We start from the raw sequence: 23,627 nt of genomic DNA, 5'->3' as shown, positions 1-23,627 counted from the left end.
GTAAATGAATTTTTTAAAGAAAATATCTAAAAGGAATAAAATAATATTTTTAATAGTTATATTATTTATTTTTATATTGCATTTATATATGTACAAAACAGCACATTCTATGAGGGTTAGATATATTGCTTTGGAATTTGAGGATTTGCCTAAAAGTTTTGATAATATAAAATTGGCTTTGGCTTCAGATATGCATGCTGGTCTTTATATACCGGAAAGTCATGTAAGAAAAATGACTGATTTAATAATGAATGAAAAACCGGATATGATATTATTTGGAGGAGATTATATTTACAGTGCTCCTCATAAGTTTAGCCATTATGACAAAAAAAATACAGAGAAATTTTATAACGGCATAAAAGGTTTAGAAGCTAAATATGGAAAATATGCTGTTTTAGGCAATCATGATAATTGGGAAAGTACAGAAGATGTTTCTAATGCTTTATATTCTAATGGATTTAAAGTAATGGATAATAATATTTTATTTATAACAAATGAAATGGGAGAATATATATCTATAGGCGGAGTAGGTGATTTCTTAACAGATGATGTTAGATTTGATATTGCAGTTAGTAATGTCAAAGCGGAGGATTTTCATATACTTTTATCGCATGAACCTAATATACCTTTGAAAAGAGCAAAAGACGGAGGATATAGTGAGTTTATAGATTTCTTTTTCTCAGGACATACTCATGGACTTCAGATAAGTTTTCTTCCTATGTGGGTATGGGAAGGATTAAATAAAAATAGAGAATATCCTATTTTTCCAGCTGTTTACGGACTTATGAATTATGGTAATATGAAAGTTTATGTTACTTCAGGAATAGGTGCTGTGCTTATGCCGTTTAGGTTATTTGCATATCCTGAAGTAGTTATAATAACTTTAAAAAGTAAGTGATAAATAAAAAATAGACTTTAAATAAGAATTTAAAGTCTATGTTATTTTTAATAATCAAATTTCATTAAAATATTTTTGTGTAGAAATGACAATAAGGCATGGATCCTTTTTTAGCATAGTAGTCCTGATGATAATCTTCTGCCTCATAAAAGTTTTTAAATGGTCTTATAGTCGTAGCAACATCATATTTTTTTTCTCTTAACATAGCAACATATTTTTCTGCAATTTCTTTTTCTTCATCATTTTGATAGAAGATTGCCGATAAATACTGAGATCCTATATCAGGTCCTTGTCCATTCTTTTGAGTAAAATCATGAGTTTCAAAGAAAAGTTTTACTAATTCTTCATAAGTAGTTTTTTCAGGATCATAAGCTACTCTGACTGTTTCTAAATGACCTGTAAGACCTGTACATACTTCCTGATAAGTTGGATTTACTTTATGACCTCCAGCATATCCGCTTACAACAGAAAGAACACCTTTTGATTTTTCAAACCAATATTCTGTTCCCCAGAAACATCCTGAAGAAAAATATGCATATTTTACATTTTCAGGCATAGCTGTATTATTGTTCATATTTTTACCTTTATCATTGATATTTTGACTGTTAAGTTTTTCAGAGCATGAAATAATTGATAATAAAGATAAGATTGTTATTATTGTTTTTTTTATCATAAGTATTTAACTCCGCGATTTTTATTTTATTCTTTATTATCTCAATTCAAAACACTATTTATTTTCAGAATTCTCATTTGTAAATTTATTTACGAAATTTAAAGAAACAGAATTAATACAGTATCTAGTTTCTTTTTCTGTAAAACCTTCCCCATAAAATACATGCCCCATATGTCCTCCGCATTTAGCACATACAACCTCCATTCTGTCCCCATCAGGTATTAATTTTATATTTTCTGATATGGCATCATCAAAACTAGGCCAGCCTGTTCCTGAATTAAATTTCGCTTCCGAATGAAATAATGGTGTATTACAGATTTTACATGTATATATTCCGTCTTCTTTCACATTTAAAAGCTCGCCGGTAAAAGGCATTTCAGTACCTTTATTTATTAATACATGATATTCTTTAGCTGAAAGAGCTTTGGTTTCATTACAGACACTATATGCTTCTTTACTATCTGCTGTTTCATCGCATGAAACAGAGATTATCAATATTGAAATTAGTATTAATATATATCTTAACATAATTATTATTATATAATTTTTTTTCAAAAAATCAATAGCTTTTATTATCTATGTATATTGATAGGAAAAGAATATGCGGTTCTATCTCTTAAATCAAATATATTTCCGGTTGTATCTATTAATTTATAATCAAACATATGTGTAAATTTCTTATATTTTATTTTAGCCGGTAATTGTACACTTTCTATATTACCAGAATATGCATCTATTCTATATAAAATCATAGTATCAATTTGATTATTAGACATTTTTTCCTGTATTATAGCAGGAGTATCTAAATATACTTTATTATCTTCTTTTAGATAGAAGAATCCGCCTATATAATGATTGATAAATGAAAGAAATTGAATTTTCCAAATTATTTTTTTATTACTGTATAAAGAAATCGATTGGTCATTATCTAATAAAAGTAAATCTTTATTAGCGGCATCAAAAATTTTAGATACTTTTATTTCAGAATATCCTATTAATTCTTTAGTTTGAGTTAAAGTATTAAAATTCAAATAGTTTATAATTCTATTTTCTGTTATAGAAGGATATGTAAATATAAGTCTTTGTTCATTAAAGCATCCGCTTCTAATAAATATATTTTCTTTTAATGTATACATAGTTTTTTTTGTCTGCACATCATATACAAATACTTTCATTATATTTACTTCTCTTGCTCTAAGAAATATATATCTAGGATTTCCTGTAAAAAAAGCCTCGTATACATATAGATTATTTATTTCTAGCAATACTTTGTTTGTTCCTATTTCTATTATTTTAAATACATTATTTTGCGAATCATTGCCGGTAACAGAAATAGTCATAATTTTAGTTCCATCTAATGACATATCTATTATAGAGTAGGATCTTGCATTTTTATGAAATGTTCTGCATATATCTAATTTGAAATCATATAAAAAACTATTACCGCTTCCTTTATAATATGGGGTAAATATGCCTTTATTAGTTTTTTGATTTATATATATGTAGTAATCATCTTTTTCAATTTCATTATATAAAACATTTTGTTTCGATATCATCAATTGAGCTCCTAGTCTTTTATTTTTACTATCATCATGGGTTCTATTTCTTTATCTGATTTATTTTCTAATATTGCATAATAATCATAGATTTCTACAACTTTAGCTGATGTTATAAAAGTCTCTTCATTTTTGTAGAATCTGTATTTATAAAGCATCTCGCTTGTATACCAAACATCTCCTTTTTCATTACTTCTTACAGATATATATCCTTTTTCAGTATCGTTTGCAGATGCTATTTTCGGTATATTGCTGATATTAGTTGCAGAATTGTTTTGATAACTTGGCAGCTGCAGAACTTTATCTCTTTTATATATATTAAATTCGTCTCCAATTTTAATATTATTATTCTTACCAAGATTTATATATAATTTATTATCTTCTATTCTAGTTACTATACCTGATAAAGGAGGATTTCCTAAATATTCTGTTATACTATCAGCTATTTTACTTAATGCTGCTGCCGATGCTGCTCCCAATGCTGTTTCTGTAAAAAGTGCATCTTCTGCAGAATATACAGGGCTGCTATTAGGTAATGTATAAGTTCCTTTATCTTTAAATGTTTTTACTATTTTTAATGATTTTATATCTATGAGATTAACTTTAAACTCGACATTGGCAGTATCTTTACCGCCCTTTTTTAAGTTAAAATTTAATATTTCACCTGTAATAATATAATCAGAATTAAATGTTTCTTTTATAAAATCAGATGCCAGCTGCAAATTAGTCTGCATACTTTTATATGATGCTACAATATCATAAGAACTGAAATATGATATTAATAAATCATAATCTGTAACATTGAGCATTTTTTTGTTTATAAGAGAATCTTCTAATACTCTTGGAATACCGTCATCTACTTTATACTCTTCTATCCAAGTTTCATCAGCACTTTCAAATGGCAGTATTGTTATAGTTATAGAGTATGCATTAACACTAAAGAATAGTATTATCATTAATAGTATGAGTTTATTTTTAAAAAAAAGCATATAATTAGTAATCTTTGTTTATCTCTTCTTCTTTTTTTGAATGTCTGCATGCCATTAATGCATTTATAGATATTAATGACAGTAATAATCCAAAAATAAAAATAATTTTTCTAAAAAAATTCATTATAAAATCCATTATTTTCATATATAGTATATATATTATATCAAAACTTTAACAATTTCAATAGTTAACATAAACATTTTTATATAGCTTATTTCAAGAAAATATATTTGACAACTTAATTAACATAATATATTATATATAAATGAATAATAAAAATGAAAAAAATATAACTAATAGAGCTTTAAAAACGATTAGTCAGGCTAATCAAAAATCTATTATGCTTATTATCTTTTCTATTATATTTTCATTATTATTTATTGCTGGGGTATTTTATTATTTTTTTATAAGCAAGTTGGATATAGCTAAAAAGAATGATTCTCCTTTATACTTTTCCGTTTTATTTATAGATGATAATAATGATATTTATGGTGCTTATGTAGGCATAATATCCAGCTTGAATAATAGAATAGGTTTGATAGGATTGCCTAAAAATATAGCATTATGGGAGAATAATAATTCTTCTCCTGAAGTTATTGAACAGTTATATAAAAACGGCGGAGAAAATGCTGTTTTCAGAGCAATAGAAAATTCAGTAGATAAGAAAATAACTTATAGAATAGCTATTGATAATAATCAAATATCTGATATTATAGATTTAATGGGCGGAGTAAAAATGTATGTTGAAGAGCCTATTAATTATAAAGATGAGGAGAAAGGATACGAACTATCATTTGATATAGGCGAATGGCTTTTTACAGGAAAAAAAATAATATCATATCTGCATTACTTGAATATGAAAGGATATGAGGATATAGAAACTTTATACAGATTGGAAGATGTTATAGTTAATTCTATGATATCATTGATACAAAGTCCTCAGCTTAGAAATATTATTCATTCTAAAGATATGAGGAAAGCTATATTTGGCAGTATGAAAAGTAATTTAAGACCTCCTGATATGAAGGCTATTATGAATATACTTGCAAACAGTAATGAAAGAACATTGGTTATAGAAAATATTGATGCAAGAGTTGATGATAATGGTATTTTAACTCCTATATTTGATGGAAGTGCTTTTATTAAGCAGATGGATGATTTAACATTATATGTTGAGCTTAAGACGCAGAAAAGCGAATTGAATAATGAGGATGTAAGTTTAACGGTTTTAAATGCTACAACGGTTGTAGGACTTGCTGACAGAATAAATATTAGAATGCGTTACAGAGGTTTTTCTGCCGGAGAATACGGTAATTTTGGTACTAATCTCAATGAAAGTGTTGTTCTCATAAGAGACGGTCAAATTGAGAAAGCATTTATGGTTGCTAATGAAGGCAGGGTAACAAGAGTATATGCTAAAACAGATAGAAGAGTTTTAAATAATGCAGTATTAATTTTGGGGAATGATTACTATGAAATTACACAATGATAAAAATAATGATAATAAAGAATTAAATGATAATGCAAATGAACTTTTAGAAACAAAGCTAAAAAAAAGAAAGAAAAAGTTTATAGATAAAGATAGGGCTAAAGAATTAACATTAAAAGCAGCTAAGGCTTTATATGATAAGAAACTTGAGGATATTGTTATATTAGATTTAGAAGATTTAACAACTCTTTCAGACTTTTTTATATTAGCTACGGCTTCTTCTTCGCCGCAGATGAAAGCAGGTTCCGATGCTGTTTATAAGGATTTAAAAGAAGATGGTGTTCTTCCTTATGCTGAAAATGATAATGATCCGGAAGGCGTTTGGTATTTAAGCGATTATGGTTTTTTAGTTATTCATATATTTACTGAGGAAGGAAGAGAATATTATAATCTGGATAAATTATGGCATGAAGCTAAAAAAATAGATATGCCTGAAGTATAATTTATATTTTTATTATTTTGGAGTATTTTTATGAAGAGAATAACTATTATTTTATCAATTATTTTTATATTTGCTAAGATGTCATTTGCAGCAAGCGGATGGCAATTTGGAGTTATGGTTCCTATAGGAATGAGTTTGGGTTTTTATAATGTTAGTTTTGCCAATATTGCTACTGAAGAATATAAAAATAATTATAAAAAAGACAGCGGTACAGTTGGTTTTGATGCGGGAGTAAACATTTACGGAGGATATGCAGTATCAGACGGAGATATAGGAATCAGTTTGTTATTAGATTTGGGATATGCACATGATTCTTTCGGATTGTCTGGTTCATATAAAGAGGGCGGCATAGATTATAAGAAAAAAGAATATTATACTTTTGAGAATTTATCTATAGGAATACTTCCTAAATTTCATTATCAAAATTTTGCTTTTGGATTGGGAATAGGAGTGAAATTACCTCTATATTTGACACATTCAATGGAGCTTACTTCAGGAAATACTACAACAAAAACAGAAGGTAATTATGATATGAATAATATAAAAAATGTAATGAAAAATTCAGTTATTACTTATGTTAAACTTACATTTGATTATTCTATATATGTACATGACAATGTTGCTTTTTTACTTGGTGCTTATGTTGGAACAGATTTTGGTATAGATTTGCGGGGGGCAGAATTAGTTATGGTTGACAGCAGGAATTTGTCTTCTTTTGATTTAGGCATTCAATTGGGGTTAAAATTTGGAGAGAATCTATTTAATTAAATAATATTTTAGCTATATTTTATATTTGCAAAAAAATATTAACTATGTTATAATTTTCAGACTAAAAACTTATGTGCCTGTAGCTCAATTGGATAGAGCATCAGATTGCGGTTCTGAAGGTTGGAAGTTCAAATCTTCTCAGGCACGTTGCTGTACTAGGAAAGATGTCCGAGTTGGTCGAAGGAGCACGATTGGAAGTCGTGTGTGCTTAACAGCACCGTGGGTTCGAATCCCACTCTTTCCGTATATATGTTTTAATTTTTTATACATCTCTTATAACGGGACTCTACGGCAGTTGATGATGAATCCGCCAGGTTCGGAAGGAAGCAACGGTAAGTCAACCCAACTGGGTGCTAGTTCTCCTGTTATAAGGGGCTTTTTTTATATATCTAAATTTTTTCATTTTTTATCTGCAAATAACTTGACAAAAACAATGTATTTTTATACAATGTATTATTATATTGTTTTTTAGGAGAATTTTTTAATATGGCTACTAAAAAGAAAGAAAATGCTGAAGTAAAAAAAGACGGTAAAAGCGAGGCTATAGAAGCCATTACCGATCAGATAAATAAAAAATATGGTCCGGGTTCTTTTATGAGGCTTGGAAGCAATAAAACTGTTAATGTTGATGTTATATCTACTGGGGCATTAACTCTTGATCATGCTTTGGGAGTGGGGGGAGTTCCTCGCGGAAGAATTATAGAGATTTACGGACATGAGGCATCAGGTAAAACTACACTCACTTTACATATCATAGCCGAAGCCCAAAAAGCTGGGGGATATGCAGCTTTTATAGATGCTGAACATGCTCTTGACCCTGTATATGCTAGTGCTTTAGGAGTAGATATTGATAATTTATATATTTCTCAGCCAAACAGCGGAGAAGAAGCACTTGAGATATTAGAAAAGGTTGTTTCTTCTACTGCTTTTGATATAGTAGTTGTTGACTCTGTGGCAGCACTTGTTTCTAAGGCAGAGCTTGCTGGGGATATAGGGGATGCTCATATTGCTTTACAGGCTAGACTTATGAGCCATGCTTTAAGAAAATTAACAGCTATAATAAGCAATACAAATACTGCAGTAATATTTATTAACCAATTAAGACAAAATATTGCAACTACAGGCTATGGAGCAGGACCTACTGAAACTACTACAGGCGGTAAGGCTTTGAAATTCTATTCATCTGTAAGGCTTGATATTAGAAGAACTGAATGGATTAAAAAAGGCGATGAAACTATAGGTCATAAAGTAAAAATAAAAGTTGTAAAAAACAAATTATCATCTCCATTTAAAGTGGTTAATTTAGAGATAATATTCGGTAAAGGTATATCATCTGAAGGGCTTTTAATAGATTTAGCTATGGAGGCAAAAATCATCACTAGAAGCGGTGCTTGGTTCTATTATAATGGAGAGCAGATTGCTCAGGGTAAAGAGAAGGTAAGAGAACTTTTAGCATCAGACCCTAAAATGCGTATGGAGCTTGAGATACAAATCAGAGAAACATTGAATATGGGAGGAGCTGATAAAGTAAGAGAGAAACTTGCTGAGTATTTAGAAGAGCAGAAAAACGGCGGAAGCAAAGAGGCATTAAAAGAAAATAGTGATGATGAGGAAAGTTCTGAAAGTTCTTCTTCAAAAAAGAAATCCAAAAAACAAGATGAGGATGATTCTAATCTTTTGATGAGTGCTGAAGAGGCTTATTCTGATGATGAAACTTACAGCGATAATGATTTTGAGGATACTATTGTAACGCCTGTAAAAAATTGATTTATTATTTTCATTATATATTTCTATAAAGGGGCTTTTTACAAAATTAGCTCCTTTTTTATTTTTCTTACTTATTAATATTATATAGTATATACATATTTTTATAAAATGTTATAATATTAAAACTATAATTATAATATTGAATGTTTTTAAATGAAGCTAATAAAATTTTTATTTATTTTTACAATTATATATACATTAATAACAATTAAGCCCTTAAATGCTCAAACTAATCTTCAGGATGGGCTTTATATAGGTGCTGATTTAAATGGAAGATTTAGTCCGTATTTAGACGGCGGCGGAAAAATTATGCTGTTTTACAGATTCATTTCTGATGTTTTTCCGGGATATATTTGGGAAGGAATAAAAACTGATGTCGGTATTAGTGATCATATTAGTGCTGAAATGAACAGACTTACATTATATGTTAATAGCTCCATATCTGAATATTTTAATATAGATGTGAAAGTATCTATGCTCAACTATTATCTTTCTTATGCCAAAAGAGGTTTTGTAAATTTTAATAGTCCAAAAGATGATTTTGGAACTAATGCAATAGTAAATGCTCCTAAAACTTCTAATTTATCATTTGAGGCTGAAGCTACACCTACATTTAGAGTAAGTTTTTTTAAATCATTATTTGAAGGTAGAGGATTAACTCTTCAGGCAGGAGTTACTTTTAAATATGCTTATAATAAGTATGGAAAATATTATTTAGACTATGATTTATTATTAATTAGAGATCAAAATGATATATCATATAAACTTGATTCTATGCTTCTTTTTGATTTGATGCCGCTTACTGTCGGAATTAATTATATGCTTGCTTATATGAATAATACCAAGCAATTATGGCATTCAATAGGTGCTTATGCCCATTTTCAGTATGAATTCATAAATAGAATATATACAGAAGTAAATTTAAGAATAGGACAGTATTTAGGACATCCGGAATTTCCGGCAACTCTATATTTTGATATGAATGCCATGATTACATATAGAATAATATGAAATTATTTTCTTGATTTGCAAATTTCTGTAAACATGTCAAATATATTCTGCATTTTTACTATTCTTGAGCTCATTAACTCAGGATGCCATTGCAATCCTAAAATAAAAGAATCTTTTTTCTTATATTCTATAGCTTCTATTATTCCATCTTTGGCAGCAGCAGTTACTTTAAAATCTTTAGCTAATTTATCAACTGCCTGATGATGAAAACTATTTACTTCAGATGCATCATCTAAGATATCATAAATTATACTGTCTTTTACTATTTGAATTTTATGTGTTGCAGTATGATATTCTGCAGTTTGATTATGAAGTATATTAGTATTTCTTTGACTTGGTATATCTTGTATTAATGTTCCTCCGAAATAAACATTTATAACCTGTATTCCTCTGCATATTCCTAGTATTGGTTTATTCATTTCAACTGCATATTTCATTAATGTAAAATCAAATTCATCTCTTTCAGCTAATATAGCACCTATTTTTTCTATAGGCTCTTCATTGAATCTAAATGGGTGAATATCAACTCCTCCCGTCATTATTATTCCATCAACATTTTCTACCATTTTTTTTATAATATCTTTCTCTTCTGTGATTGGCATTAGAAATGGTACTCCTTTGGATCTTATAACAGAATCAACATAAGAACGATTAATAAATGCTTTTGGTATAGAACTATTTTCGTATAAAATATTTCCAGACAAACCTATAACAGACATAAATATATCCTTTATTTAAGTAAAAAATTTGCATATATTTTACAAGTAAAATAACTTTTTTACAAGATATTAGGTGGCGGGTGGGCGGGCTGAATAAATCTTTATTAAATATTAGTATTAACATAATATAGTTGACATAATTAATAAATAATATTATTGTTTTATTGGAGAAATAAAAATGAAAAATGATAAATTAAGCAAAGAAGAAATTAAAATAAGTAAATTTGTTAGTTTGGTATTAAGGCATAAACCTGAAAATATAGGACTCACATTATCAAAAGATGGTTGGGCTAATGTTTATGGGTTAATTGAAAAAATAAAATTAACAGGAAGAAATATAAATAAAGAAATACTTGAAAGAGTAGTATTATACAATGATAAAAAAAGATTTAGTTTTAATGAGGATCATACTTTAATAAGGGCAAGTCAGGGACATAGTATAAATGTAGATTTAGAATTTGAAGAAAGAGAACCGCCAGAAATATTGTTTCATGGGACTTCTGTTGATAATATAGAGAGTATAAAACTTGAAGGCATAAAGAAAATGGGCAGGCTTTATGTGCATTTATCTATTATTGAAGAAACTGCCAAAAAAGTTGGGGAGCGTCATGGAAAGCCTGCAATAATAAAAATTAATTCTAAGCAAATGTATAATGATGGTATTAAATTTTATTTGTCTGAAAATAAAGTGTGGTTATGCGATTATGTTGATCCTAAATATATTTTTGATATAATTAAATAATAATTTTAAAATACTATAAATCTAAATATACAAATAGTAAGCGTATAGCAAATTTACCAAAGGCGGATATACATTTTTAGCGAACAATGTTTATCGGCAATAATCAAAAAATAATAAATTTTATATACATACCCCACCCATTATATTTTATAGCCTAATTTATATAATACGATTTTTATTATTTTTTAATCTTAATTAGAAATTATAGCTCCCTCCCAAGTTTTTATTAAGCTGCAAAAATTTTATACGCACGATTTATTTTTATTAGTTTATGTACTAAATAAGAAAAATAACATATTTATATTTTTTAATTTATTTACCGTGCGTAATTTATATTAATATAATACAGTTGACATAATTATATATTTAGTTATCATATTAAAATATAATAAATACAATAATTAAAAGAATATTAAAGAGAATGAATTATGAAGAGATATGTTTTTATAATAGTATTATTAGTAAATATATTTTTATTATCCTGTTCTAGTAGTAAATTATCTAGTGATGGTATAGTTGTATCAGTTGGAGGAATGCCTAGCAGTTTAGACCCAGCATTTGCTAAGGGGATAAATACAGCAGTTTACATAACACATACTTTTGAAACATTAACTCAAAGAGATGAAGACGGTACAATAATTCCGGCACTCGCTGAAAGCTGGGAGGCTATGAGTAATAATACAGTTTATATATTTCATTTAAGAAAAAATGCTAAATGGTCAGACGGAAAAGATTTAACAGCTAATGATTTTGTATATACTTTAAGAAGATTAATAGACCCTGAAGTAGCTTCTCCATTTTCTTTAGGTTTTGATATAATAAAAAACGCTCAAAGTATAATGAAAGGAGAAAAGAGTTTAGAAGAACTTGGAGTTTATGCTTTAGATGATTATACATTAAAAATTGAGCTTGACATACCGCTTCCATATTTTGAAGAGGCTATGGCTAGTGATATTGCTTCGCCTGTGAGAAGTGATATTATAGAAACTTACGGTGAGGATTGGGCTTTGACCAAAGAGCATTACATTGGAAACGGACCTTATATAATGACAGAATATGATGAGGCAGTAAAAATAGTAATGGAGAAAAATCCTTATTATTGGGATAGAGATAATGTAAAGGCTGAAAAAATAACTTTTGAGTTTTTAGAAGATGTGAATACTGCAGTTGCTGCAATTTACGGAGACAGTATATTATTTTATCCGGAGGCTCCGGAAAATGAGAGGGCTTCTTTAATAGAGCAGGGTATAGGAAGAGAAGTTGACATAACATCTATAGCATACTATATGGTTAATTTGAAAAGAAGTCCTTTTAGTAATCCTTTGGTGAGAAAGGCATTAGCACTTGGAATAGACAGAAATTATATAGTAAATAATGTTTTAGGCGGAGGAAGAGTTGCTGCTGATGGATTTGTTCCTATAAATGTAAAAATTGGCACTAATAATTTTAGAGAACATGCACCAGAATATATTTCATTAGAAGAAGGTGAATATGAGAAAAATATTGAAGAAGCTAAAAAACTTCTAGCCGATGCCGGATATACTGATATAAAAAAATTCCCTATAATAGAATTAATTACAACTACTAATCCTTCATCACTTTTTGTTGCAGAAGCTATTCAGAACATGTATAAAAATAATTTGGGTATAGATTTAAAATTAAGGTATGAAGAACCTACAACATATTTGCAGTCAATAAAAGACGGAAGTTTCCAGATGATTAAGGCAGGAACTAGTGTTGCTTATAATCAGGCAGCTGGTTATTTAAGACTTTTTCAGCTTGACGGACTTGGTAATGATGGCGGATACACTAATGCTGTTTATGATTATTTAGTTGATATTGCCATGACAAATGCAAATGAAGATATAAGAATAAAAGCTGCTTATGATGCAGAGCGTATACTTATACAAGAGGATATGGCTATAATACCTATATATTATGACAAGGCTACTATCATGCAGAGCAAAAAACTTCATGGTGTGAAATATGATATTTTTTCTATATATGATTTTAGGAATGCTTATATAGAGTAATTAAAATAGGATTTTAATTTATGAAAAAATTTTTTGTAGGTTTATTTATTGGAATTGCATTGACTATTTTTAGTTATAATATTATGCCGAAACTTTATTCAGAGTTCAGCAGTAAGGATTCAAGTGCTTTAAATAGTATAGCGTATGAATTAAGGAATATAAGAAATATTTTAAATGATATAAAAATGGAATTAAGAAAATAGACATTTATATTTTTGCCTTAAATTAAAAGTTTAATTTTTTATATGTCATATCTTATGTCATAACTACAGTATAAAATCAAACAATAGACTTGTTTCAAAACTACTTGACAAACAATTTTACAAGTTTATGATTTTATGCTAAATTAAATAATATTAATTACAATTTAATCACATGTTTTATATGTTGTATAAATTATATATTTAAGCTACAAAAATGCAGTTCTTTTGGTTCTTTTATACCAATAAAAGAACTGGGGTTTGGGGCAAAGCCCCAACTATAATTTAAAAATATTAAATAAAAATTTATAAATATTAATAAATTTAGTTTTGAAACAAGTCTAATAAAAAAAGATCTATACTATAGTTAGTTTATCGCTGTTTAATATTTTTTATTTTGGTATTGACTTATCATAAAACTTTGTTAAACTAAATATATAGAGCTAGTACGAATGGCAGAAAAATTGCCGCCCACGCCTGCCGCTTGCTTGACTTTCAAGTACTGCGATGGAGGAACGGGGCGTCCTCCCTACTAGCTCTTATTTTTTTAATTCATCATTATCTCTTTCGTATTTTTTTCTTGTTGTATTTCTTATTACAAAAAAGTGAACTATTTCATAATTATCTTTTTCATTTGATAGTTCAACAGTTACTAAGTCATTATGCTTGTCATCTATTCTTGTTATAAGATTATAATAATCTGGTCTTTTTGATTTTCCTTTTAATACTGCCTCTGTATTATAAAGAGAGTTGCCTAAAATTCTTATTGCTTGTTCTTTAGTTATATCTGGATGTTGTTGCTTGTTTCTATCAATTATATTCTTTTTTAATAAAATAGGCTTATCTTCTAAACCTTGTTTTTTTAAAAAAGATTTTGTAAAGTTAGGCAATGTATTATCTTTATTCCAGTCTATTTTTTCAAGCTGTTCAATTTTATCCTGTATTTCTTTTTCTTCTTTTTGTTTATCTTCTTCGCTTGAATCTTCATTATTAGTTTATTAACGAATATTTTTAATTAATTTTCCTGACTGTCTTCTTGTTCTTTTTCTCTCTTGATTTCTTCTTTTAATTTTTTTATTAACTTCAAGTCTATAACAACATGATCTTCAGGATTTAGCGGTTTTATTAAACCAGCATCTATATTTTTTTGTCTAATTTTATTTATATCTATATTAGGATAAGGATCATCATCAAGCCAATGTTCCCAATATTTTTCATCTGTACTTTTAGCCATTATCTTTGACCTCTTTTATTTTTATAGTTAAATGTTTATAATTATTTTCAGCTTCTTCTTTTATATCTTCTATAATATATTTCCCATGTACTAAATGCTCTTCATCATCTCTCAAATTACTATAAGGTTTCAAATTAATATCCCTATGTTCATTATCGATTATCAAAGTTGCCGTAATATTAGTTTGATTTCTTGATTTATTTTTATAAAATTCTGCTACACTTTCTGTATCTGTAAAACCTCTGGCTGATAAATCAATTTTATCACCGATTTTTCTATTTAAATATTTATCTCCGTTTACAGATCGATATAATACAGTATTATAACTAGGAGCATTATACATTAAAATATCCAATTTTTCCAGATCATCTTCTGTTAATTTTGTATTATTTTCTGTATAATAATAAAAATTCTGCTCTAAAGGTGAAAGGTTTTTTAATTTTTCTTCATCTACTTTTCCGTCAGTTAAAATGTATTCTCCAGCTTCAGCATCATAATCATAAATTCTTTTACCTATTTCTTTTAATTCTTTTGGTAAATTATCAATTTTTTTATTTATTTGTTCTTTAAAATCATTAATTATTTTTTGAACTTTATATGACTTTTCTTCGCTCTTTTTACTTTCTCTACTTCCTTTCGTAAACTTACCGTCTTTATCTCTCGGGTGCTCTTCTTCCTTAAAATCAGGCGACTGCCCGCTATGAGCGTCAGAATCTGCTTTTATACTGCTGTCATTTTTTGTATAATCAAACATTTCCTCATCATCTTCAGTTCCTTCCATTCCTTCTATTTCTTGAGGCGGAGAGTCTAATTCCATTTCATTCTTAAAAATTTCGCTTTCGTTTAGCTCTTCTTGTATGTCTGCTATATTTGCTCCTAATTGCTGAGCTTTAAGCAAATTATCAAGTTTTTTAGCATTATTATCTTGAGTAATACTTTCAGGCTCTGGAAATAAGTTGCCGTATTGATATGTGAAATTATCCGCCCAACTTCTAAATATTTCACTGTCTGTTTTGTCCTGATATTCGCTGTATTTATAACGCATATCATCTATAAAAGCACTATCCCAAGCCTTGAGCATAACATAATAGTCTGTCAAATTATACAAAGGAGTAAGTTTATTTTCTCTAAAACTTTCGATTATTGATATTTCAGTTTCTTTGTCTTTGTCTCCCTCACTAAATCCGTTTGAAAGACTTTTGTCAAATAAAATTGAGGCAGGCGTATCATTCAAGGCTTTTGTTATATCATCTTCAAGTTTATTAATGCTTTCTATAAGTCCGCTTAAATTATTAATTGGAAAATCTTCAATAGTACTGTCTGCTGAAATAGAAATAACTTCTCCGCTTCTTTTCTGCTCCAAAATCTTTTTAGACATTTCTATCGCATCCACTGATACCCCATTAAACTTTAATAATATAGGCTTATCTTCTAAACCTTGTTTTTTTAAAAAAGATTTTGTAAAGTTAGGCAATGTATTATCTTTAGTCTAATCAATATTTTTTAGTTTATCAATTTTTTCATATTTTTTATTATCCTTAAAAAATATATTTTATTATATTTATAAAATAAATAATAAATTTACAAAAATTATTTACTAAAAGTTTATTTTATTGTATAATAGTTGCAACAAATTTTAACAAGGAGTAATATTCATGAAGGTTGAAGATTTAAAACATGAGAAGCTTAAAGCTTGGATTAAAGAAGTAGCAGATATGTGTCAGCCAAAAGATATATATGTATGTGATGGAACTAAAGAAGAATATGATAATTGTATGAATGGCTTAGTAGAATTAGGTTTAGCAAAACCTTTAACTAAAAGACCTCACAGCCATTCTTTTAGAAGCGATCCTTCAGATGTAGCACGTGTTGAAGATAGAACTTTTATTAGTTATCCAGATAAAGAAGATGCAGGTCCCACTAATCACTGGATGGCTCCAGATGAATTAAAAGGCACTATGAAAGAATTATACAAAGGCTGTATGAAAAACAGAACTATGTATGTAATTCCTTTCTCTATGGGTCCTGTAGGTTCTCCTATTGCTAAAATAGGTGTAGAAATTACTGACAGCCCTTATGTTGTTTGTAACATGCATATAATGACTAGAGTAGGTACTAAAGTATTAGAAGTATTAGGTTCAAACGGTGAGTTTATACCTTGCTTACACTCTGTAGGTGCTCCTCTTGCTGACGGTCAAAAAGATACTAAATGGCCTTGTGCTCCAATAGAAAAAAAATATATTTCTCACTTCCCAGATGAAAACTTAATTTGGTCTTATGGATCTGGTTACGGCGGAAACGCTTTGCTTGGTAAAAAATGTTTCGCTCTTCGTATCGCTTCTGCTATGGCTAGAAGAGAAGGCTGGATGGCAGAACACATGCTTATCTTACGCTTAACTAATCCGGAAGGCAAAAGATTCCATATTGCTGCTGCATTCCCAAGTGCTTGCGGTAAAACTAACCTTGCAATGTTACAGCCTACAATCCCTGGTTGGAAATGTGAAACTATAGGTGATGATATTGCTTGGATGAAAATAAATCAAGATGACGGAAGACTTTATGCTATTAACCCAGAAGCTGGTTTCTTTGGAGTAGCTCCTGGTACTTCTTATGATTCTAACCCTATGGCTATGGAATCTATCAAAGAAAATACAATATTTACTAACTGTGTAGAAACAGATGACGGCGATGTATGGTGGGAAGGTATGGGAGAAGCACCTAAACATGGTATAGATTGGAAAGGTAATGATTGGACTCCAGAAAGCGGAGAAAAAGGTGCTCATCCTAATGCCAGATTTACTGCTCCTGCTAGACAATGTCCTGTAATTTGTCCGGATTGGGAAGATCCTAAAGGTGTACCTATAGATATATTCATCTTCGGTGGAAGAAGAGCTTCTGTTATGCCTTTAGTACATGAATCTTATAACTGGGATCATGGTGTATTTATGGGTTCTACTGCTGCTAGTGAAACTACTGCTGCTAATATCGGTGCAGTTGGTGCTTTAAGATTTGACCCATTTGCTATGCTTCCATTTGCAGGATATAACATGGGAGATTACATGAATCACTGGCTTGAAATGGGAGATAAATTAGGAAGTAAAGCTCCTAGAATCTTTTATGTAAACTGGTTCAGAAAAAATGCTGACGGTAAATGGTTATGGCCTGGATTCGGTGATAACTCAAGAGTATTAAAATGGATGTGTGAAAGAGTTGAAGGTAAAATTGATGCTGTTGACACTCCTATAGGTAAAATGCCTAAAGAAGGCGATTTAGACCTTAAAGGTTTGGATATACCAGAAGCTGATTTCAAAGAACTTATGAGAGTTGATGTTGAAGCTTGGAAAGATCAGGCTAATCAAATTGAAGCTCATTATGCTAAATTCGGTTCAAGACTTCCAGCTAGACTTAAAAAACAATTAGAAGAATTAAGAGCTAGATTAAGCAAATAATTTTAGTTAATAGTTTTTCTAAAAAATATAAGCCGATAGTTTAATTTAATATTAAGCTATTGGCTTTTTTATTAATTAACAAATTATCAATAATTATTAAGATTATAGTTATATTATTAAAGTATGTACAAAAGTCTTTATACGAGATTTAGACTTTTATACATACTTTTTTATTTATTATATATCTTTATTTAAGATAAGTTTTAAGGAAGTTATCCATATCCTCTTTAGGAACCATACTTCCTCCTGTAGACCAGCAAATATGATAAGCATTTTCTATATTTTTACCTATTTTTTCATCTATATACTTTTTGCTTTCTTCACATTTAAGTAATTCTACAGGTCCTTGAAAAGATGCACAAGCAGAAGGCTCAATTTGAATATTTTCAGATTCATTTAAACATCTCAAATAATCATATAATCTGTAGTCAGCTATAGTAAACTCTCCGCTTAATATAGGCTCCATAATTCTGCTTACTAGTCCTGATGCCCTAGCTACGGCAAGTCCGTCCGCATGAGTAATACCATTTATACCTATATCTTTTACGCTTATGTTTTCATGCATAGAAGTTTCTAAACTTAATAACATACAAGGAGCTAAAGTAGGTTCTATAAAGAATATATAAACATTATCTTTGTATATTCTTTTTAATCCGTAAGCAACACCTCCCGGAGCTCCTCCCACTCCGCAAGGTATATATACTATTAAAGGATTTTTTTCATTTATATCCATACCTTTTTCTTCAAGCTGCTTTTTTAATCTTCTAGCTGCTACTGTATAGCCTAAAAATAAATCTATAGATTTTTCATCATCTATAAAATAACTTTTCGGATCAGCATCGGAATTTTTTCTTCCTTCTTCTACAGCTTTACCGTAATCATCTGCATATTCAATTACAGTTACACCTTTGGATCTTAGCATATCTTTTTTCCATTGCTTTGCATCAGCAGACATATGCACTATTACTTCAAAACCTAAAGCAGCACTTGTTATTCCTATACTAAGTCCTAAATTTCCTGTGGAGCCTACTTGAATTTTATATTGTGAAAAAAACTTTTTAAACTTCTCATCTGCTAATATAGAATAATCATCATTAATATTTAGCATTCCTGCATCTATTGCCAAATCTTCAGCATGTTTTAATACCTCATAAACACCGCCTCTAGCTTTAATAGAACCTGCCACAGGAAGATGACTGTCTAATTTTAAATATAATTTTCCGGGTATTTTTGTATTATATTTTTCTTCTAATTTGCTTTGCATTTTAAATATAGGCTCTAAAGGAGATTCTATTATTCCATTAGATTTTACAGTTTCAGGAAAAGCCTTCATTATAAAAGGAGCAAATCTTTTTAAACGTTCTTCTGCATCATCCAATTGCTTATCGGATATTGGTAAATTCTTTTCATACTCAGAAAAACTAATTTCTTTTTTATTAATCCATGCAATTTCTTCTAATTTTGATAATTTACTTACTATAATATCATTTGTAAAGTCTTTCATGTTTTAACCTCTTAAAAATATTAGTTTTAATATAAATACACATATTAATGCTGTTAATGCTTGTAGTATGCTTATTAGAGGAAATACTTTATACGCTACTTCCGGCTTCATTTCTGATGTAGAAGTAACAACCCAGAAGAAGTCATCATTTCCATGAAATACCATAAATCCTCCAGCGGCACATGCAAGCATAGCTATTACTAATCCCATAGGTGAATTGAATCCTAATACATCTACCAAAGGAAGAAGCATAGAAGCAGCTGTTATCATTCCAACTGTACCTGAACCTATAGCAGTTCTAAATATAGCACCTATTATAAAAGGAACTATTATTCCCACAGATATACCAGAAAACATACTTGTAACTATATCCTGAAGATTAGATAATTTCAATACTGTAGCAAAAGCTCCTCCTGCTCCTACTATTAAAACTATTTGTCCTGCTGTTTTTAAAGCCTCTCCGAATATACCGTCAAATGTCCATACTTCTTTATCATTTTTATTTACAGATCTATAAGTAAAGAATGATATTATTAATCCTATGAATAGTGCAATTATAGTTTGTCCTAGTACATCCAAAGTATTATATAATACTCCTTTTCCTAAAGGTGCTGATTCTAAAACTGCAACTGTTCTAAGAAGCATTAAAATTATAGGTACTATTATAGGAGAAAAACTCATAATAGGTGAAGGAAGTTTCTTTTTATCTGCATTTTCAGATATACTGTTATCTATATTATTTGGTAAATAATAATATTTTTTACCGAAATATCTTCCTGCTAATACTCCTATTATAGTTACAGGTATAGATACTAACATACCAAGCAATATAACTAAACCTAAATTAGCTTTTAATATACCGGCAACAGCCAACGGTCCCGGTGTAGGCGGTACAAGCATATGAGTTGCATGAAGTCCCATAGCCAAAGCTACTGCCATTGTAGTCATACTGCCTCCTGTATCTTTACTGATTCTTTTTGCTAATGGAGATAGTAATACAAAAGCTGAATCACAAAATACAGGTATTGATACAAAATATCCTGTTACTGCCAAACCTATATCAGCGTTCTTCTTTCCTGTTATCTTTAATATAGTTTCTGCCATTGTCTCAGCGGCACCGCTTTTTTCTAATAAAGCTCCCATAACGGTTCCTATTGCAATTACTATTCCTATGCCGGATATAGTTCCTCCCAAACCGCTTGAATAGGCATCAATTATTGATAACATAGAATGACCTGATATTATGCCGAAAAAAAATGCACTTATTGACAAAGCAAAAAATGGATGCAATTTCACAAATATGGTCAGTGTTATCAAAACTAAAATTGATAATGCTATAGCAAATATAACAAACATTGAACCCATAAAGTACCTCCTAGTATTTATATAATTTTTAATGCTAAGACAATCACATTAATAATAAAAAATATAATATTATCCTATAAATAAAGTGAGTAATTATCATAGTTAAATACTATTATTGTTGTTGCTTAGCACTATAATTTTAGGATAGTAAATTTTTTCTAGAAAGTCAATAAAAAATTTAATAAAATTTAATTATTTTTTTAAAATTTAATATTATTTAACAAATATTTATATAATATTTTATTAGTATTGAAAAACAATAGAAAAAATATATAATAATACTAAATATTATTATAATTTTATAAAACAAATAGATATGTGTAAAGAAGTAGATATGTGTAAAGAAATAGATATTGGTATAAAAATAAAAGATATAAGAACAAAAAAAGGTATTTTACTAAAAGATTTAGCAAAAAAATGCGGAATATCATCATCTATGCTTAGTCAGATAGAAAAGGGAAATGCCAATCCTTCTTTAAATACTATAAAATCAATAGCTAAGGAATTAGGAGTACCTATATTTCAATTTTTTATAGAAGAAGATGAAAAAATAAGCAAGATAAATATTTTAAAAGAAAAAGACAGAAAAGTAATGGCAACTAGAGAAGTTACTTATGAATTACTATCACCTGAAGGCAGCAGCAATATAGAATTCATAAGAATGATATTAAATGAAAAGGGATTAGAATCTTCTATTGAGCCTATGCCGCATAAAGGAGAAGAGGTAGCCTTTTTATTAAGCGGAAAAGCAGAAATTACAATATCTGATCAATCAGCTATTATGTATCCGGGGGATTCTATATATATACCGGCATTAGCACCGCACAAATGGAAAAATTTGTATGATGAAGAGAGTGTTATAATTTTTGCCGTAACACCTCCAGAATTTTAATATTATAGTATTTATTGCATTATCGTTAAGTATTATACATTTTATATGAGTATTATTTATTTATTTACTATATTGATTATATTAATAAACTTATATATTTTATTTTTTATATTAATATAATAATGAAATAATACTCATTTCCTATACCAAATCAGTATTTTATAGTAACTGTATTAGTTGATTTTTTATTTATTTGGATAGATAATCTATAAAAAATAAATAGCAATAAAAAAGATTATGAATAATTTAAAGTTAAAAATATCATCACGAAAAAATATTATAATACCGGCATTAATTTCTATTATGCCTTTTACTATGTATTTTTTATTTTTCAAAGGCATGGATATTGATAATTATAAAATAACTCAAATAACATCTTATTTTTTTGTTTTTAAGATTTTTTATTTATTTTGTTTTAGCTTATTATTTAATTTGAATAATAAAAAAAATACGGTTATAACTTTTTTAATATTTTTATTTGTAGGCATTCTTAGTGTTTTTATACCTTCATCAGAGTTTACATTTAAAGATATTATAGATATAGATAAAAAATTTATTTTCTTTGTTCATACGATTTTAAATAAAAACTTATTTTTAGATATTATATTTTTTATAATGTTTGCTTTATCATTTAATGAATATAAAAGTTATAAAGATATTAATCAGGTATTTACTTTCAGTGCTAATATTATGATATTAACTTCTATTATACCGGCAATTATTTCTGTGATGTTTATAATGTTTTTTGCAGCAGTAATTAACTTATTGAAAGGTATTATTATGAATATATTTGATAATACTCTTATTGTATTTAATGTTTTTATATTATCTGTATTTTATATATTTGCTTTTACTCCTTTTATAATTTATTTTCTTTATAAAAAAGATGTAAAAAATATATCAATATACTTTTCAAGAATAATAATGTATATAAGTTTATATAACATGTTTAAGCATTTATTTTCTATAATAGTGCCAATAATACCATACAGCAGTCCTTATGATATTAGAAGCAATTTTATAATCTATAATGTAGCTCTTGCTATAGGGGCAGTTAATTTATTTTTTGTGCGTATTGATTATAAAGCAAGTATATTTACAAAGATAGTTTATATTATATTCCCTTTAATAGCATTTATTTTTAATATGATAATTTTTAGTTCTCTTATATACAGAATAAAAGAATATGGAATTAGTCCAAATAAATTAACTTTGATTTTTACAAATATAATAATACTTATTCATTTTATTTTAATAATTTTTGATAATATAAAATCATTAAAAAAATTAGGCTCTATGAAAAATATAAAAGACATTATATTAACAAACAATAGAAGCTGTTATGTATATGTTTATGGAATTATAGCTTTTATAGTATGTTTTATAATGCCTTTGTTTTATAATATTTTTTAATTTTTATTTAATTCTCTCATTATCATTTTTGCTGTAGTTTCTGTAGTGAAAGCAACAACATCTTTGCAGGATTTTTTTCTTTCTTCTGAGTTTTGCTCCATTCCTTTTGTTATCACTCGGCAGCAAGTTGATTTGAATTCTTTTTTGAAACTATCATGAAATTCATTACTTAATCTAAGACAATTATCTACTTTCTGATTAGGTTCTCTTCTTCCGAATAAAAAACCCAAACACATAGAGCTGGCAGCAACAGCACCGCATAAGCATCCGCTTCCTCCAACTCCTCTCAAAAATGATGAACTCATAGCTATAGCATCATCACTTAAATTAAATTCAAAATGCTTATTTAAAGCATATATTATAGCTTCTGAACATCCGAAACCTTTACCATACATATTTTTTGCATCATTAATGCATTCTTCGATATTGATATTTGTTTTCATAAATAACTTCCTTAAAAAATATTTGTAATTGTATTAAAT

Annotated in this window: 23 protein-coding genes, 2 tRNA genes and 1 other RNA gene; 15 read left to right on the top strand and 11 right to left on the bottom strand. The window is 28.4% G+C overall.

The features are described from left to right. Positions 1 to 4 precede the first annotated feature (4 nt). A complete protein-coding gene (locus tag BHAMNSH16_RS03640; protein ID WP_008727164.1) occupies positions 5 to 898 on the top strand; it encodes a metallophosphoesterase in 894 nt (297 codons plus the stop codon). A gap of 64 nt (positions 899 to 962) precedes the next feature. Here the strand turns inward: BHAMNSH16_RS03640 and msrA are convergent, their stop codons facing one another. From msrA to BHAMNSH16_RS03620, 4 genes are read right to left on the bottom strand one after another with little or no spacing between them, the layout of a single operon-like run. After that, positions 963 to 1,571 carry a peptide-methionine (S)-S-oxide reductase MsrA gene (gene msrA / locus BHAMNSH16_RS03635; RefSeq protein ID WP_008727166.1) on the bottom strand — a complete coding sequence of 203 codons (609 nt, stop codon included), beginning with the start codon at positions 1,569 to 1,571 and terminating at the stop codon, positions 963 to 965. A gap of 54 nt (positions 1,572 to 1,625) precedes the next feature. Continuing rightward, entirely contained in the window at positions 1,626 to 2,099 is a 474-nt protein-coding gene (gene msrB, locus BHAMNSH16_RS03630; protein WP_039953871.1) for a peptide-methionine (R)-S-oxide reductase MsrB, read from the bottom strand. A gap of 44 nt (positions 2,100 to 2,143) precedes the next feature. Then, the gene (locus tag BHAMNSH16_RS03625; protein WP_069732241.1) at positions 2,144 to 3,127 is read right to left on the bottom strand and encodes a hypothetical protein; all 984 of its coding nucleotides are present in this window, start codon (positions 3,125 to 3,127) and stop codon (positions 2,144 to 2,146) included. 11 nt (positions 3,128 to 3,138) lie between these two features. Continuing rightward, positions 3,139 to 4,116 carry a hypothetical protein gene (locus tag BHAMNSH16_RS03620; RefSeq protein ID WP_069732240.1) on the bottom strand — a complete coding sequence of 326 codons (978 nt, stop codon included), beginning with the start codon at positions 4,114 to 4,116 and terminating at the stop codon, positions 3,139 to 3,141. A gap of 266 nt (positions 4,117 to 4,382) precedes the next feature. Between BHAMNSH16_RS03620 and BHAMNSH16_RS03615 the strand changes: the two genes are divergently transcribed. From BHAMNSH16_RS03615 to BHAMNSH16_RS03580, 8 genes are all read left to right on the top strand, one after another. Then, positions 4,383 to 5,606, top strand: coding sequence for an LCP family protein (locus BHAMNSH16_RS03615; RefSeq protein WP_069732239.1), 1,224 nt, complete (start codon positions 4,383 to 4,385; stop codon positions 5,604 to 5,606). Further along, positions 5,590 to 6,048 (top strand): ribosome silencing factor, encoded by a 459-nt coding sequence (rsfS, locus tag BHAMNSH16_RS03610; RefSeq protein WP_069732238.1) that lies wholly within the window; start codon positions 5,590 to 5,592, stop codon positions 6,046 to 6,048. Before BHAMNSH16_RS03615 ends, rsfS begins: the two co-directional genes overlap by 17 nt. Before the next feature lie 30 nt (positions 6,049 to 6,078). Next, a complete protein-coding gene (locus BHAMNSH16_RS03605) occupies positions 6,079 to 6,816 on the top strand; it encodes a hypothetical protein (RefSeq protein ID WP_008727246.1) in 738 nt (245 codons plus the stop codon). 73 nt (positions 6,817 to 6,889) lie between these two features. Further along, positions 6,890 to 6,963 (top strand) — tRNA-Arg (locus BHAMNSH16_RS03600). An 11-nt stretch (positions 6,964 to 6,974) separates the two neighbouring features. After that, positions 6,975 to 7,060: transfer RNA gene (locus BHAMNSH16_RS03595), tRNA-Ser, on the top strand. A gap of 32 nt (positions 7,061 to 7,092) precedes the next feature. Continuing rightward, an RNA gene (gene ffs, locus BHAMNSH16_RS03590) (signal recognition particle sRNA small type) lies at positions 7,093 to 7,187 on the top strand. Between the two features lie 115 nt (positions 7,188 to 7,302). Continuing rightward, positions 7,303 to 8,583 (top strand): recombinase RecA, encoded by a 1,281-nt coding sequence (gene recA / locus BHAMNSH16_RS03585; RefSeq protein WP_069732237.1) that lies wholly within the window; start codon positions 7,303 to 7,305, stop codon positions 8,581 to 8,583. 153 nt (positions 8,584 to 8,736) lie between these two features. After that, positions 8,737 to 9,594: a hypothetical protein gene (locus BHAMNSH16_RS03580; RefSeq protein ID WP_008727245.1), complete on the top strand. Its 858-nt coding sequence runs from the start codon at positions 8,737 to 8,739 to the stop codon at positions 9,592 to 9,594. Positions 9,595 to 9,596: 2 nt separating this feature from the next. Here the strand turns inward: BHAMNSH16_RS03580 and BHAMNSH16_RS03575 are convergent, their stop codons facing one another. Next, positions 9,597 to 10,313 (bottom strand): gamma-glutamyl-gamma-aminobutyrate hydrolase family protein, encoded by a 717-nt coding sequence (locus BHAMNSH16_RS03575; protein WP_069732236.1) that lies wholly within the window; start codon positions 10,311 to 10,313, stop codon positions 9,597 to 9,599. A 178-nt stretch (positions 10,314 to 10,491) separates the two neighbouring features. Between BHAMNSH16_RS03575 and BHAMNSH16_RS03570 the strand changes: the two genes are divergently transcribed. From BHAMNSH16_RS03570 to BHAMNSH16_RS03560, 3 genes are all read left to right on the top strand, one after another. Next, positions 10,492 to 11,055: an RNA 2'-phosphotransferase gene (locus BHAMNSH16_RS03570; protein ID WP_008728144.1), complete on the top strand. Its 564-nt coding sequence runs from the start codon at positions 10,492 to 10,494 to the stop codon at positions 11,053 to 11,055. Positions 11,056 to 11,483: 428 nt separating this feature from the next. Next, complete coding sequence (locus tag BHAMNSH16_RS03565) at positions 11,484 to 13,088, top strand: peptide ABC transporter substrate-binding protein (protein WP_008728145.1); 1,605 nt, start codon at positions 11,484 to 11,486, stop codon at positions 13,086 to 13,088. Positions 13,089 to 13,108: 20 nt separating this feature from the next. Then, entirely contained in the window at positions 13,109 to 13,291 is a 183-nt protein-coding gene (locus BHAMNSH16_RS03560) for a hypothetical protein (RefSeq protein WP_008728146.1), read from the top strand. 536 nt (positions 13,292 to 13,827) lie between these two features. On the opposite strand, the gene BHAMNSH16_RS03555 is transcribed toward BHAMNSH16_RS03560, so the two are convergent. From BHAMNSH16_RS03555 to BHAMNSH16_RS03545, 3 genes are all read right to left on the bottom strand, one after another. After that, positions 13,828 to 14,178 (bottom strand): hypothetical protein, encoded by a 351-nt coding sequence (locus BHAMNSH16_RS03555; RefSeq protein WP_069732235.1) that lies wholly within the window; start codon positions 14,176 to 14,178, stop codon positions 13,828 to 13,830. A gap of 125 nt (positions 14,179 to 14,303) precedes the next feature. Continuing rightward, positions 14,304 to 14,522: a hypothetical protein gene (locus BHAMNSH16_RS03550; protein ID WP_008728148.1), complete on the bottom strand. Its 219-nt coding sequence runs from the start codon at positions 14,520 to 14,522 to the stop codon at positions 14,304 to 14,306. Continuing rightward, the gene (locus BHAMNSH16_RS03545) at positions 14,515 to 15,996 is read right to left on the bottom strand and encodes a hypothetical protein (RefSeq protein ID WP_008728149.1); all 1,482 of its coding nucleotides are present in this window, start codon (positions 15,994 to 15,996) and stop codon (positions 14,515 to 14,517) included. Before BHAMNSH16_RS03545 ends, BHAMNSH16_RS03550 begins: the two co-directional genes overlap by 8 nt. A gap of 181 nt (positions 15,997 to 16,177) precedes the next feature. Here BHAMNSH16_RS03545 and BHAMNSH16_RS03540 point away from each other — a divergent pair, with 181 nt between their 5' ends. Further along, positions 16,178 to 17,971 carry a phosphoenolpyruvate carboxykinase (GTP) gene (locus BHAMNSH16_RS03540; protein WP_008728151.1) on the top strand — a complete coding sequence of 598 codons (1,794 nt, stop codon included), beginning with the start codon at positions 16,178 to 16,180 and terminating at the stop codon, positions 17,969 to 17,971. A 187-nt stretch (positions 17,972 to 18,158) separates the two neighbouring features. On the opposite strand, the gene dsdA is transcribed toward BHAMNSH16_RS03540, so the two are convergent. Beyond that, positions 18,159 to 19,475: a D-serine ammonia-lyase gene (gene dsdA / locus BHAMNSH16_RS03535; RefSeq protein ID WP_008728153.1), complete on the bottom strand. Its 1,317-nt coding sequence runs from the start codon at positions 19,473 to 19,475 to the stop codon at positions 18,159 to 18,161. Between the two features lie 3 nt (positions 19,476 to 19,478). After that, complete coding sequence (locus tag BHAMNSH16_RS03530) at positions 19,479 to 20,840, bottom strand: GntP family permease (protein WP_008728155.1); 1,362 nt, start codon at positions 20,838 to 20,840, stop codon at positions 19,479 to 19,481. A 334-nt stretch (positions 20,841 to 21,174) separates the two neighbouring features. Between BHAMNSH16_RS03530 and BHAMNSH16_RS03525 the strand changes: the two genes are divergently transcribed. Both BHAMNSH16_RS03525 and BHAMNSH16_RS03520 read left to right on the top strand, forming a co-directional pair. After that, complete coding sequence (locus tag BHAMNSH16_RS03525) at positions 21,175 to 21,732, top strand: helix-turn-helix domain-containing protein (protein WP_069732234.1); 558 nt, start codon at positions 21,175 to 21,177, stop codon at positions 21,730 to 21,732. A 432-nt stretch (positions 21,733 to 22,164) separates the two neighbouring features. After that, positions 22,165 to 23,145 (top strand): hypothetical protein, encoded by a 981-nt coding sequence (locus tag BHAMNSH16_RS03520; RefSeq protein WP_241033646.1) that lies wholly within the window; start codon positions 22,165 to 22,167, stop codon positions 23,143 to 23,145. Here BHAMNSH16_RS03520 and BHAMNSH16_RS03515 read toward each other — a convergent pair. Further along, entirely contained in the window at positions 23,142 to 23,588 is a 447-nt protein-coding gene (locus tag BHAMNSH16_RS03515; RefSeq protein ID WP_008730149.1) for a C-GCAxxG-C-C family (seleno)protein, read from the bottom strand. The two genes, BHAMNSH16_RS03520 and BHAMNSH16_RS03515, sit on opposite strands and share 4 nt — an antisense overlap. Between the last annotated feature and the right edge of the window lie 39 nt (positions 23,589 to 23,627).

It is taken from the genome of Brachyspira hampsonii, assembly GCF_002214805.1.
Taxonomy (GTDB): Bacteria; Spirochaetota; Brachyspiria; order Brachyspirales; family Brachyspiraceae; genus Brachyspira; species Brachyspira hampsonii.
This window is presented reverse-complemented; position numbering and strand designations above follow the sequence as displayed.